Here is a 12465-nt window from a genome sequence, read left to right as displayed (position 1 = left end):
CGCAACACCATCCACACAGATGTGTGGCCCGCCCACTTGTTTATTGTGTGATCTTCAGGTTTTCTCTGTTGTCGTTAGCGGCACTAACAACCCTGCACTGGAAAAGGAGCGCGATATACCTCTCAATCTAATTATGCGATAATACCGGTCTCATTCTTGTTCGGGCGCACGAGACTCATCGGTTTGCTGCAGTTGTTGTTCATCAAGAGGGAGTTGATGAGTGTGTGGCAATCTTAATTCGTGATTACCGGAGCTTTCAGCTTGAGTAGGTGGAACCGGTAGATCCGTTGAGACAGGGGCAGTCGACATCTCATGGGTGCCATGCGCATGCAGGTGAGCCTTTTTCCGGCTTCTGAAGATGACGAAGCAGATAACAGCGCCGATTGCAACCGCTGCCAGTACATCGAAGAGAATCCATTTCGAACTTGATGATGGGGCGGCCGGCGAGGCAGAAGGAGTATTAGGGTCGCCGATGCTCCCATTGGCGCTTTGATTTTCTGTCGTAAAAGCGCTGGAATCAGTCCAGGTGACAGACCTTCCTGCGGTGTCAATCTTTCCATTGTCGTTGGCGGAAGTAGCATGGAAGTTGGAAGGGAACACCACGGTGACCTTCGTGATTCTCATCTGGGTATTCCTCTTTCGATTTGCGCTCTCAAGGTCTTTGATGAGTTGAGGTGTGTCCGATGTGAAAGAGAAATCTGAATCAGTTGTGGTGAGGTGTGTCTGGGCAAACTTCAGGGAAGGGCGATTCGTCCAAGTGCAGTAATTCTCCGATCCAAGAGTACCGAACTCCACGTCATCTGAAACGCGCATAACGTCGGCCGCGACCGCCCTACAAGTTGATTCGTTCATCGACAGCCCGTTAGTGCCGATAATCCTGACTCCCTGAGTAACACCGGGGGCTAACGTAAAATCGTAGGTTATCTCTAGATCAACGGGGGGGGTGACAGGAGTTGGCGTTGTATCAGCGTGGGCGGTGCTAGCTGTTAGAAGGAGGAAACTTGAAAATGCGGCTGTGGCAATAGCGTGAGAAAAATGGCTTCTCATAAGTGGTCCTTCGTAATTAAAACAATGGGATGAATAAGATATTATCCGGCAGCGACATGAGTGACAAGACAGCCTTCTACGGTTCCGGAACCGTTATCCAATCGCGTCGACAGCTTGTTTTGCGGTCTTCAGGTCGACGCCGGTGCGGTCTCTGTAGGCCTTGACGGCTTCAAGCTTGCGTCCGTCTAGCACCAGTGCGCGTTCAGATGGACTCAGCGCGAGGTCGATGGTTTCTCCGGAGATTTTTAACAGGCGTTCGAGATGTGCAACTCGCTCCTTCAAGCGCTCATTTTCTTCGCGCAGCTCTTCGAACTTGCGTGCATCCCCAATCCAGATACCCATGTGTGCCCTCCTTTGGGCTGTGTCTTCGTGATGTGGCTGATTCTATCAAGGAGCCTCTTCGCGAGGAAAGCATTATTGTGTGCCAGATAACAGAGTTATAACGTTTTATGAAAACGTTTTAATCCGCCTGGGTGCACACGCTACAGTATCGACATGGCCTCACGGGTCCGACTTGTCGACGTTGCGCGAAACGCTGGAGTTTCACCGACTACCGCTTCACTCATCCTCAGCGGTAGTCGCGCAGACGCGTTTGCTTCCGCGACCCAAAAGAAGGTTCACGAGGCCGCACGAAGCCTTGGCTACACTCGTTCAATCCTTGGCTCTTCCCTAAAATCGGGTGCCACGCGCACAATCTGCTTTTTCTACACCCCTCCCATGGACCGCTTCGTCGAGAGATTCCAACTACACGCGAGCTCGCGCCTCGAAGAAGAAAACCTCCACCTCGTGTCGATCCCAGTTCGCATCGGCGAAGAACAACAGATTGTCAACGCCCTGTCGTGCGGCCTTTACGACAGCGCCTGCCTCGCCTGCAATCCCACCAGTGCCAAAGTCCTCATGGATCTCCTCCCAACCCCGCCAACCCCCACCATGATCTTTGGTACCCTCCCGCCAAACCCCTCCTACATCGGGGTGACCATTGACGAAACCTCGGGGATTACGCAGGCTCTCAGTGGCCTCGTCAACGGAGGAGCGAAGAAGATCGCCTACCTCACCCAGCGCCGTAGTGCCAATGAACTTGAAAACGAACCGCGCTGGCACGCGTACACCAAATTCCTCAGCGATTCACACCTGGGCACCCCTGAAATTTTGGCGTACACAGAGGGGAGCATCCCCTCCGCTTTCCAGTGCGCCACCACGATTTTCACCGGTCGAGATCCCCTTCCCGACGCGGTGTATTGCGATTCTGATCGAGTTGCCATTGGTGCAGTCCTTGCAGCAACTCAATGCGGAATCGCAATCCCCGATGACCTCCAAATCATCGGCACAGGCGCCTCCGTCGATGGCGGCGACCTTCACCCCGCACTGTCCACAATCGGCCTCGACAACCAAGACCTGGACAGTGCGGTGACCTTACTGTCCACACTCAGCGGTGAAGAACCGGAGTCGACAACGCTGACACTTCGGTGGCACTACATGCCCCGAGGGACGACGCACTAAACGAGAAAGAACATAAGGAGCGCAACGATGCGACACAGCTCTTCTAAGCGGCTCAGCCGCACTCTGTCGGTATGCGCGGCTTTTGCCATGGCCGCTTCTCTTGCCGCGTGCTCAACTCCCGGTGGAGTTGGACAACACTCCTCTGGCTCCTCGAGCGAATCCTCGCAGTCGCTGGGAATCCAGGGCGATCGCACCGGTAAGGAAATCCTGATCTACATGTCGGCTGGCCGCGATTACAAGGCCTACACCGACACCTTCGCTGCCTTCGAGAAGGAACACAACGTCAAGATCAACGTCCAGTACTACCAGTGGGGTGACCTACAGCAAAAGCTCACCGCTGACTTCCTCTCCGGCCAGACTCCTGACCTCGTCGAAGAAAACGGCGGCTGGTGGGCCACTCGATGGGGCGCAGACGGCAACATCATGTCCCTCGATCCCTTCCTTCAGAAGGAATCTGGATTCCTCGATGACTTTGTCGAATCTGGCCTTGCAAACCGTCAGGCCGACGGCAAGACCTATGGCATTCCTCTCCACGTGACCATGGGCGGCCTCGTCTTCGGTAACAAGGAAATGATGGACAAGGCCGGCGTGACCATGCCCAAGACATGGGATGAACTGCGCAAAGCCTCCAAGAAGATCCAGGAATCCGGCGTTGAATACGGTCTGGCACTCAACAACGACGCTTCCTACGCCGTTCCATTCCTCATGCAGGCTGGAGTCACCTTCACCAAGGACGGCAATGAGCCCATGACTCCCGCAGCCAAGGCAACCGAGGCCATGCAGTTCCAGCACGACCTGATCTACAAGGACAAGCTGGCGCCGGTTCCCGTCGCCTCGAACGACTACGCCGCACCGCGCAAGGTCTTCACCTCCAAGCGAGCGGGCTTCATCCTCACCGGCCCTTGGGATATCGCAGCAGTTCGCAAGGAAGACCCGAACTTCCCGCTGGCCGTTGGTGAGCCGCTCAAGGGCGATGTCCAAAAGACCTACTTGGCCGGCTCGGGCATGATGATTCCCTCGAAGTCGCAGAACGCAGAGCTCGCGTGGCAGCTCATCAAGGATATGACCAGCCTCAAGGTTCAGGAAGCCGTCACCGCCGAGACCGGAATGGCAATGTCGCGTAAGTCGTGGGCGAACTCCGACGTTGTGAAGAACGACCCGATTCTCTCCGTGGTTGCCAAGTCGCGTGAATACGCCGCGACCCCCGACAAGGCATTCTGGGGTAACGAAAACGCCGCGAAGATCTCGGACGCTCGCAAAGTGATGTACGAGGAGATCATCCTCAATGGAAAGGACCCGGCTGCTCAGGTCCAGACCTACGAGACCACGGTTGCAGGACTCCTGAAGCAGTAACTCATGTCCGTTTCGACTCGGAGCCGGGGGCGTCGGGGAGGGATGCGCGCACGCCAAGCGCGTACCGCGTATCTCTTCCTGACCCCCGCGGTCATCTACTTCGTTCTCTTCATGTTCTGGCCGCTGATCCAGGAATTTCAGCTGTCCTTTACGCGCGGCTTTACAACGCTGCGCCCCGTGGGATGGAAGAACTATTCCTCGATTATCCGTGACCCCGAAGTGCAGCATGCCTTCGGAATCACCCTGATCTACGCGGCCTCGGCACTGATTTTGGGTGCGTGCGTGGGCTTGCTCCTCGCGCTCATCCTCAATCAGAAATTCCGTGGGCGCACCCTTGCGCGCACGATGATCCTGACCCCCTACATGACCTCGGTGGCCATCGTTGGCTTGATGTGGCGCAATATCTTGGACCCGACGACGGGTATCTTGAACTCGGTGCTCTCCAGCCTGCACCTTCCCACCCAGCAGTGGCTCACCACCGCGCCGCTGGCAACGCTCGTTGGGATTACCGTGTGGCAGGAAGCCGGCTACTTCATGCTTCTTTTCCTGGCTGGCTTGCAGGGCATCGATCCTCAGATTTACGAGGCCGCGCGCCTCGATGGTGCGTCCCCATGGAAGCGCTTCTGGTCCTTGACCCTTCCACTCCTTGCCCCGACGACGCTCTTTGTTGGTCTGGTTGGAATGATTTCTACCCTCCAGCAATTCGGCCTACCGTACTTGGTGACCAATGGTGGTCCTGGAAACGCCACGAGCTTGTACGTCTACCAGGTCTACCGTGAGACCTTCCAGAGCGGAAACTTGGGCTATGCGTCTGCCATGAGCTTTGCTTTCTTGGCAGTCATTATGGTTTTGTCCCTGATCCAGATTCGGACGGGACGAAGGAAAGAGGCACTATGATGTGCGCGCCAACTACGCCCCCGGCCTCGGCAGTTATCAAAAAGAAGAAGAGCATTGCTGACGAGGAACTCTTCCCGGGTGCACGCTTAGTTTCACTGATCTTTATCTGGATTGCCGCTGCGATCGCTGTTGCCCCGCTGCTGTACATGATCTCTTTGGCTTTCCAATCCGACGCGGAAGTTTCCGGTGGATCAGCGGTTCTCATCCCTGCGAAATGGCAGTGGGAGAACATTGGGAGGCTCTTTGCGGCGGCACCCTTTGGTCGCTTCCTCTTCAACTCGATCCTGGTCGCAGGACTGATAACCTGCTCGCATATCGTTTTCGCTCCGCTGGTCGGATATGTTTTTGCGAAGTTTGATTTCCCGGGCAAACAGGTCTTCTTCGTTGCGATCTTGTCGACCATGATGATCCCGCTCTTCGTGCGTATGATCCCGCTCTACGTGTGGTTCTCGCAGATCGGGTGGCTTGATACCTATCAGGGCTTGGTTATGCCATTCCTTATGAGCGCTTTCTCGATCTTCCTCATGCGCCAGTTCATTGCGGGCGTGCCCGACTCTTTGATCGAAGCGGCCCGCGTGGACGGAGCACATGAGTTGCGGATCTACCGTTCGATTGTTCTCCCTCAGTGCAAGCCCGCACTGACGGTCCTGGGATTGTTCACCTTCGTTTTCCAGATGAATGAATTCTTGTGGCCTTTGATTGCGACCAGCTCGTTGGAGATGCGAACGATTACCATTGGACTATCAATCTTTAAGAGTGAATCTTTCACCGCTTGGAACCTGACGGCAATGGGATCTCTCATGCTGTTTATTCCCGTGTGCTTGCTCTTCGTTCTCACGCAGAAGCACATCGTTCAGGGCATCGCGATGACGGGTATCAAGTAGGAGTAACCGTGAGTGAGAACCATCCGAATATCGTCCTCATTGCCGTTGATCAATGGAGGGGGGATTGCCTGTCGATTCTGGGACACCCCGACGTGCGCACCCCCTATCTTGATCAGCTAGCTGGGGGAGGAGCGCAGATGACGCAGGCCTATGCGGCTTGCCCCACCTGTGTTCCTTCTCGGATGGGACTCATGACCGGGACAGCCCCAACGACGCATCGTCGAATCGGCTATCAGGATGGGATCACTTTCGATATGCCGGTGACGCTTCCCGGGGCACTTCGCGATGCCGGATACCAAACCCAAGCAATTGGCAAGATGCACTACTGGCCAGAGCGCGGTCGCATCGGCTTTGATGACGTTATTTTGCACGACGGCTATCTTCACTACTCGCGTCACCGCGAGCGCGATTGCCGGATGTACGACGACTACCTGGCGTGGCTGCGTGAGCAAGAAGGTGCGGGCGCTGCAGAGGATTACATCGATAATGGCCTCGAATGTAATTCGATGGTTGCGCGTCCTTGGGATAAGGCGGAAAAACTGCACCCGACGAATTGGGTCGTCACCGAGGCAACGCAGTGGCTCTACCGGCGCGACCCCACCTGTCCATTCTTCCTCTACCTGTCCTTCCACCGTCCGCACGCTCCACTCGACCCGCCGCAATGGGCTTTCGATAGGTATGACCAGGACGAACTCACTCTTCCGGGCGAGGACAATTGGTCGGATGAATTGATGAGTGAAGAGCGTCGGGATTGGGATCCAACCGCCCTGGCTGCTCACTATCGTGAGCGGGACGTGCGGCTCGCGCGCGCCGGCTACTACGGGCACATGACGCACATCGATTCTCAGATTTCTCGCTTTATCCAGACACTAGGGGAGTTCGGACTGGCTGAAAATACGGTGATCGCTTTTGTCTCCGACCACGGGGATATGATGGGCGATCATGGTTTGTGGCGTAAGGGCTACCCTTACGAGGCTTCCTCGCACGTTCCCTTCATCTTGTACGGTGCGGGCATCGCTCCCGGTACGCACGTGGATAGCGTGGTTGAGATCCGCGACGTGATGCCAACCCTGCTGGACGTTGCGGGAGTTGAGATCCCCGAGGAAGTTGAGGGGCGCTCTGTCCTTCCCTTGATTGCCGAGGCCGATGATGAAGTTCCGTGGAGAGAGTACCTTCACGGCGAGCATTACTTATTTGATCAATCGATACAGTGGATTCGTTTCGATTCTTACAAGTACGTGTGGTTCTCCGGCTGGGGAGTCGAACAGCTTTTCAACCTCGATGAAGACCCTGAGGAATTGGTCGACCTGTGCAAACTTTCCGCTGATGCGCGAAGCAGCGAAGTCAGCGACGCGCTTCTTCGTGGAAGAAACTACCTGATCTCAGAGCTTGAGGGACGCGAAGAAGGGTATGTGTCTGAGGGACGTTTAGTTCCCGGACGCGAGGCCCTGAAGGTTTTGACGCATTCCTATCCGCTTCGCGAAGAGGCGCGTTAGGTCTACAGCCAGGTTCGTCTCGATCGTGAGCCTTCTCGTGAAGGGTCAGTGGGATGAAGCGGGGTCGGGAGTGATGCTTGGATCTCCGTCGACAAAGTATTTGTTCGTGTCGTGGGGATTAACAACGTTACAGGTGACCTCATAGGTGCTCTCAGCCGTTGCGCCCTTAGCAGTTCCCGTGAGGGAAGCGGTGTACGTATATTTCAAGTCCCCACTCTCGGTTTTGCCCTGGTTCCTCACGGAGAGCGTCTTGATGATGGTGGTGGTATCCATCTTTCCGGATTCGTCTACCGCTTTTCGACACGCCTTTCTGCTTTCCGTAGTGATCTCAACAGTGATCCCCTCGTCGAGGAAAGACGAAGTAGGAGTCGGAGAACTTGATGCGGATGACGACGGATCAGACGTGGAGTCCGATGAACCACTGCGGGTAAGTGCTCGCATCAAGAAGAAGCCGCAGATGATGGCTAAGACGATAGCAACAGCAATCCATACCCCAGCGCCGCCCTTTTTCCTAGGCGTCTGTGGAGCCTGAGGTACTTGGTACTCTCCTTGGGGGACAGGGAAGCCTTGAGGAGCGGGAGAAGCGGAGTTTGGAGTGAATTGAGACATGTCGTCCTTATCGATGTGCTTGTTAATTGCCAATGCTGTTGAAGTTTACGTTTTAAAGCATCATCTGTAAAAAGTTCCTCCTTCATATGTGCCCAGAAGCGCCTTCTCTAGCGCGGTGAATTGTTGTGTGTGGGAAGCGCGAATGAAATGTGAACGCCAGTAGCGAACCGCGGCCTGAGCGTGCAGCGCCTGTGCGGCCTCGTCGATAGAATGGGCGCAGCTGACTCAGCTGCAAACAAAGCCCAACGCGACCACTCACCGACCACGTGAAAGGGCTAACCAAGGAGGACTCATGGCGGGCGAATCATTCTTCACGCACGATCCAAACGAGGAAACACGCGCAGCGCGTGCGGAAGACGACACCCAGCTTCACGGCACGATTCCCGCAGATCTCATTCCCTACCTTGAAGAAGCTGATCGCGTTGATGATGAAGACTCAGTCAGCGACGATCAGCAAGAAGAAGTAAGCGAACGTGATCTTGCCCTGGAGGCCTTGGCACTGAACTCCATGCTCTTGGGTCCGGATCCTTCTATTGTTGCTGAACTCGAAGGCGACTACTCGCAGTGGGGTGAGGACTGGGAGGAAGAGCTTGCTGAACGCCGCGCAGAAGATGCGCATCGCGAGGCCCTTGATGATGCCGCACACACAGCAGCAGTCCTCGAGCGAGTTGAAGAAATCTACCAACAGATCATCGCTCGCGTTCCGGAGCATCAGGTTCAGCCAACTCTTGACCGCGTGACCGAAACCCTAGACATCTTGGGTGACCCTCAAAATAGCTACCCCAGCGTTCACATCACCGGAACGAATGGGAAGACGTCCACGACCCGCATGATCGATGCGCTCCTGGGTGCCTTTGGCGTGCGCACTGGTCGCTTTACTTCGCCGCATCTGGTTGACGTTCGTGAGCGTATCACAATCGAAGGTGACTCAATTTCTCCCGATGAATTCGTTCGCACGTGGGAGGATATTGCACCCTACATCGAGATGGTCGACCGCGCCCACGCCGAAACTGATGGGACAAAACTGTCCTTCTTCGAGGTCTTTACAGTCATGGCCTTCGCGGCATTTGCTGATCACCCTGTCGATGCTGCCGTCGTCGAAGTCGGTATGGGTGGCCGCTGGGATGCAACGAATGTGATCGATGCCGGTGTCGGTGTCATCATGCCCATTGCCATCGATCACGAAAAGTGGTTGGGTTCGACAATTCGTGAAATTGCGGAAGAAAAAGCAGGGATTATCAAGCCTGGACAGATCGTGATTGTTGCCAAGCAACAAGAAGAAGCTCTTCGGGTCATTGAAGAGCATGCCGCCCAAGTCGATGCGATTGTTCGCCTTGAGGGCAGGGACTATGAAGTCCTCGATCGCCAGTTGGGAGTCGGCGGGCAGATGATTACCGTACGCACACCCGCCGCTGTCTACGAAGACGTATTTGTCCCTCTCTTCGGTGATTACCAGGCAAGCAATGCGGCCGCAGCTATTGCAGCAGTTGAGGCCTTCATGGGAGGTCGAGCTCTAGACGCCAAGGTTGTCGAGGCTGGCATGCTCAGCGCGACATCGCCCGGGCGCCTACAGGTCGTGCGCCATTCGCCGACGATTATCGTTGACGCTGCGCACAACCCCGCCGGTGCGCACACTCTGGGTGAGTCGATTTCCGAGGCCTTTGACTTTGAGCGAGTCGTTGGTGTGTACTCGGCAATGGGGGATAAGGACATCGAGGGAGTTCTCGGCGAAGTTGAACCCTATCTGGATTCCATCGTTATTACGCAGATGCCGGGGACTCGCGCAAAGCCTGCAGAAGAAATTGCACAGATCGCACGAGAAGTTTTTGGCTCCGACCGCGTGGATGTCCAAGAAGATATCCTCGAAGCAATCGCGACCGCGGTAAACCTTGGTGAATCTGGAGACGAAAGTGCACCTGCGACGGGTGTTGTCGTCTTTGGTTCGGTTTTGCTGGCCGGTGAGGTTTTGCGCTTAATGGATATTCGCCCCTGAACACCTTATTTGACTACTCGAGTGCCCTAGTATTTTCAGGATGTAGGCGAGTATTATGAAGAGAAAGGCCTGATCAGGGGGTAGGTACGGTTGACTGAATCGCAAGTTGTGATCACCGTCCACTCAGATTCGCACCCTGCCCTCGCATTCATTTCCGGTGGCGGTGGCGGACATGAGCCGCTTGACTCCGGATTTGTTGCTCCTGGGATGCTTCACGCCTGCGTGACGGGGCCTCGTTTTACATCGCCCTCAGCGCCTGACATCGCCCAGTTGATAGAAAAAGTGGCGACCGAGCTGGGCGTGAATACGATTGTCGCATTGGTGAAGAACTACACCGGCGATGTATTGAATTTTGAGTTGGCCGCGGAGCTAACAGCAGATTCTGGGCTTGAATGCACGCTCATTCGCGTCTGCGACGATATCGCGACTCGAGAGGTGTCTCAAGGCGCTCGCGGAATTGCGGGGAGCGTGCTGTATGAGAAAATCCTGGGTGCTGCAGCCTGGCTGGGGCAAACCAGTGAAGAACTCGTCTCTTATGCCAATCAAATCGGCGAATCCATTGTCAGCTACGGCGTCGCCTTCCGTGCTCCCTCAGATGAGCAAGGAATTCCCGTTTACGATATCCCCGCGGGGCAGGCCGAGCTGGGAGTGGGAATTCATGGCGAGAGGGGAGTAGATCGCCGCGTCTTCTCGCAGCGCCACGAAGTGATTGAACACTGCGTCGATGAAGTTTTTTCTCAACTTGTCCCTGGAAGTGATCCTTTGATCGTTCTGGTCAACGATCTTGGACAGGCAGACCCCAATGACATTGAAAGCGCCCTTTTGGGCGTCAATGAACGCGCAGAAAATGCGGGTATAAGTATCGCGCGCACCAAAGTTGGACGATTCGTCACCAGTGCAGACATGGACGGGCTGTCAATCACACTTATGCGTGCAAATCCCGATATCCTTAACCTCTACGATGCTCCGACACTTGCCCCCTCATGGAGTGAATAATGACCACCATCAACACGCAATGGCTCGAGCAATGGATGGACCTTTGCGCCACCGCTTTGCTTCGAGATGAAGAACGACTGACCGAACTTGACCGACAGATCGGTGACGGTGACCACGGCATCAATATCACGCGTGGCTTCACTGAGGTTCGTCAACTCCTTGGACAGCAGGCTCCCGCCTCCCTCTGCGAAGGTCTCACCCTGGTCGCAAAGACCTTGCTTGCACACGTTGGCGGGGCCTCGGGTCCGCTGTATGGAACAGGTTTCCTGCGCGGAGGGCGCGCCATTGCAGAGCATCCCGGCCTTGGTGCCAGTGAAACGATTGTCCTCCTGTACGAGGCCATCGCGGAAGGTATTGCTCACCGAGGGAATGCCGAGGCCGGGGATAAGACCATGCTTGACGCGTGGCTTCCCGCCGCTCATGCCGCTCGCGATGCGTGTGAGAAAGGTGCCTCTGTTGATGAGGTTCTCTCTTGCGCTGCCCAAGCTGCCCAGCGCGGCGCTACCCTCACCGAAGGAATGAAGGCACTGAAGGGGCGCGCGTCCTACCTGGGTGAACGTTCCGTTGGGCATCTAGACCCGGGTGCCGTTTCATCAGCAATCATCATCATGCAGGCAGTGCGTGCTGCCGCTGAAGAATAGGACACCCCCAATGGCGCGTGTTTCTTTTGTGATCATTTCTCACAGCCACGAACTGGCAAAAGGAGTCGTTGACCTCGCAACGCAGATGGCCCCCGACGTTCACTTTGAGATCGCAGCTGGAGATGACACTGGTGCTTTGGGTACATCTATGCACAAAGTTGAAAACGCGCTTGACCGCGCATTAGCACAGGTTCACAAACCGGGCGATGAAGAATGTTGCAGGGGCGTTCTTTTGATGTGTGACCTTGGCTCAGCAACCATGGTGGCGCAGACTGTGCTCGAACTCCGAGGCGATCCAAAAGACTGTATGTGCATCAATGTGCCTCTTGTCGAAGGCACAATTGCTGCCGCGGTTGCTGCACGGGGCGGAATGGGACTTCGCCAAGTTGCTGCAGCTGCCTATCAGAGCGTCATCGATATGGCAGGCAGAGCACGCGGTGAACTTGGTCAGATCACTAGCGTCAGCCTTGACGCGAATTCGAATGTTTTTTCATCCCTTGATGCATCGAAGAAGTTTCGCGAAGCCGATATGGTTGTCACTGATCCTGCAGGCTTACATGCACGTCCGGCCGCTCTTCTTGTCCGTGCACTCGCATCCTTGGATGTTCAGGTCTGGATCAACGATGTCGATGCCTCGTCTGTCCTTGAAATTATGTCCCTGGGTGTGCGTCATGGCGAGCACGTCCATGTTCGCGCTCAGGGACCTGATTGCAACAAAGCGCTGGAACTTGCCCGCGATATGCTCGAGGGCGGCACGCATTGATCAATAATCCGCTGAAAACCTTCAGGAAGCTTTAGGCTGGGTCTCGTGCACCTGAAAACCCTGTCCCTGAGAGGATTCAAATCCTTCGCCAGCGCAACGACTCTTCGCCTTGAACCTGGGATTACCTGTGTCGTCGGTCCGAATGGTTCCGGCAAATCTAATGTTGTTGATGCTCTTGCTTGGGTGATGGGGGAGCAGGGGGCAAAAACTCTTCGCGGCGCCAATATGGCGGGCGGAAACTTCGCCGGCCCCCCCGCTTGGCCGACGTAATCTTCGCCGGCACATC

General features: G+C 55.6%; 13 protein-coding genes. 10 read left to right on the top strand and 3 right to left on the bottom strand.

Going from position 1 to position 12465, the window contains the following annotated elements; translation table 11 throughout:
* Positions 1-150: 150 nt before the first annotated feature.
* Positions 151-1047: a hypothetical protein gene (locus tag QZR18_RS03445; protein WP_178704140.1), complete on the bottom strand. Its 897-nt coding sequence runs from the start codon at positions 1045-1047 to the stop codon at positions 151-153.
* A 93-nt stretch (positions 1048-1140) separates the two neighbouring features.
* Positions 1141-1389 carry a hypothetical protein gene (locus QZR18_RS03440; RefSeq protein WP_178704142.1) on the bottom strand — a complete coding sequence of 83 codons (249 nt, stop codon included), beginning with the start codon at positions 1387-1389 and terminating at the stop codon, positions 1141-1143.
* A gap of 153 nt (positions 1390-1542) precedes the next feature.
* Here QZR18_RS03440 and QZR18_RS03435 point away from each other — a divergent pair, with 153 nt between their 5' ends.
* Genes QZR18_RS03435 through QZR18_RS03415 form a run of 5 tightly spaced genes read left to right on the top strand, consistent with a single transcriptional unit; the run spans position 1543 to position 7177 of the window.
* Positions 1543-2547, top strand: coding sequence for a LacI family DNA-binding transcriptional regulator (locus QZR18_RS03435; RefSeq protein WP_295910347.1), 1005 nt, complete (start codon positions 1543-1545; stop codon positions 2545-2547).
* 27 nt (positions 2548-2574) lie between these two features.
* Positions 2575-3900 (top strand): ABC transporter substrate-binding protein, encoded by a 1326-nt coding sequence (locus tag QZR18_RS03430; protein WP_178704147.1) that lies wholly within the window; start codon positions 2575-2577, stop codon positions 3898-3900.
* A gap of 3 nt (positions 3901-3903) precedes the next feature.
* Complete coding sequence (locus tag QZR18_RS03425) at positions 3904-4797, top strand: carbohydrate ABC transporter permease (RefSeq protein ID WP_239667617.1); 894 nt, start codon at positions 3904-3906, stop codon at positions 4795-4797.
* Complete coding sequence (locus QZR18_RS03420; protein WP_178704150.1) at positions 4794-5681, top strand: carbohydrate ABC transporter permease; 888 nt, start codon at positions 4794-4796, stop codon at positions 5679-5681. Before QZR18_RS03425 ends, QZR18_RS03420 begins: the two co-directional genes overlap by 4 nt.
* Positions 5682-5689: 8 nt before the next feature.
* Positions 5690-7177 (top strand): arylsulfatase, encoded by a 1488-nt coding sequence (locus QZR18_RS03415; protein WP_178704153.1) that lies wholly within the window; start codon positions 5690-5692, stop codon positions 7175-7177.
* Positions 7178-7222: 45 nt separating this feature from the next.
* Here QZR18_RS03415 and QZR18_RS03410 read toward each other — a convergent pair whose 3' ends face one another.
* Positions 7223-7819 carry a hypothetical protein gene (locus QZR18_RS03410; RefSeq protein ID WP_178704156.1) on the bottom strand — a complete coding sequence of 199 codons (597 nt, stop codon included), beginning with the start codon at positions 7817-7819 and terminating at the stop codon, positions 7223-7225.
* A gap of 259 nt (positions 7820-8078) precedes the next feature.
* Between QZR18_RS03410 and QZR18_RS03405 the strand changes: the two genes are divergently transcribed.
* The 5 genes from QZR18_RS03405 (at position 8079) to QZR18_RS08280 (ending at position 12449) form a co-directional block, all read left to right on the top strand.
* A complete protein-coding gene (locus QZR18_RS03405) occupies positions 8079-9779 on the top strand; it encodes a folylpolyglutamate synthase/dihydrofolate synthase family protein (protein WP_178704158.1) in 1701 nt (566 codons plus the stop codon).
* A 90-nt stretch (positions 9780-9869) separates the two neighbouring features.
* Positions 9870-10775 (top strand): dihydroxyacetone kinase subunit DhaK, encoded by a 906-nt coding sequence (locus tag QZR18_RS03400; RefSeq protein WP_295910344.1) that lies wholly within the window; start codon positions 9870-9872, stop codon positions 10773-10775.
* Positions 10775-11416, top strand: coding sequence for a dihydroxyacetone kinase subunit DhaL (dhaL, locus tag QZR18_RS03395; RefSeq protein ID WP_178704161.1), 642 nt, complete (start codon positions 10775-10777; stop codon positions 11414-11416). The genes QZR18_RS03400 and dhaL overlap by 1 nt, the downstream gene beginning before the upstream one ends.
* A 10-nt stretch (positions 11417-11426) precedes the next feature.
* Positions 11427-12179: a dihydroxyacetone kinase phosphoryl donor subunit DhaM gene (gene dhaM, locus QZR18_RS03390; protein ID WP_178704164.1), complete on the top strand. Its 753-nt coding sequence runs from the start codon at positions 11427-11429 to the stop codon at positions 12177-12179.
* Between the two features lie 45 nt (positions 12180-12224).
* The gene (locus QZR18_RS08280; protein WP_178704166.1) at positions 12225-12449 is read left to right on the top strand and encodes an AAA family ATPase; all 225 of its coding nucleotides are present in this window, start codon (positions 12225-12227) and stop codon (positions 12447-12449) included.
* Positions 12450-12465 lie beyond the last annotated feature (16 nt).

Source organism: uncultured Actinomyces sp., assembly GCA_900541895.1.
In the GTDB taxonomy this organism is placed as follows: domain Bacteria; phylum Actinomycetota; class Actinomycetes; order Actinomycetales; family Actinomycetaceae; genus Pauljensenia.
This window is presented reverse-complemented; position numbering and strand designations above follow the sequence as displayed.

Excerpts from the sequence above, each read along its gene's own strand:
- QZR18_RS03405 (WP_178704158.1), top strand. The coding sequence starts at position 8,079 with ATGGCGGGCGAATCATTCTTCACGCACGATCCAAACGAGGAAACACGC.
- dhaL (WP_178704161.1), top strand. The coding sequence starts at position 10,775 with ATGACCACCATCAACACGCAATGGCTCGAGCAATGGATGGACCTTTGC.
- dhaM (WP_178704164.1), top strand. The coding sequence starts at position 11,427 with ATGGCGCGTGTTTCTTTTGTGATCATTTCTCACAGCCACGAACTGGCA.
- QZR18_RS03445 (WP_178704140.1), bottom strand. The coding sequence starts at position 1,047 with ATGAGAAGCCATTTTTCTCACGCTATTGCCACAGCCGCATTTTCAAGT.
- QZR18_RS03440 (WP_178704142.1), bottom strand. The coding sequence starts at position 1,389 with ATGGGTATCTGGATTGGGGATGCACGCAAGTTCGAAGAGCTGCGCGAA.
- QZR18_RS03425 (WP_239667617.1), top strand. The coding sequence starts at position 3,904 with ATGTCCGTTTCGACTCGGAGCCGGGGGCGTCGGGGAGGGATGCGCGCA.
- QZR18_RS03435 (WP_295910347.1), top strand. The coding sequence starts at position 1,543 with ATGGCCTCACGGGTCCGACTTGTCGACGTTGCGCGAAACGCTGGAGTT.
- QZR18_RS03430 (WP_178704147.1), top strand. The coding sequence starts at position 2,575 with ATGCGACACAGCTCTTCTAAGCGGCTCAGCCGCACTCTGTCGGTATGC.
- QZR18_RS03420 (WP_178704150.1), top strand. The coding sequence starts at position 4,794 with ATGATGTGCGCGCCAACTACGCCCCCGGCCTCGGCAGTTATCAAAAAG.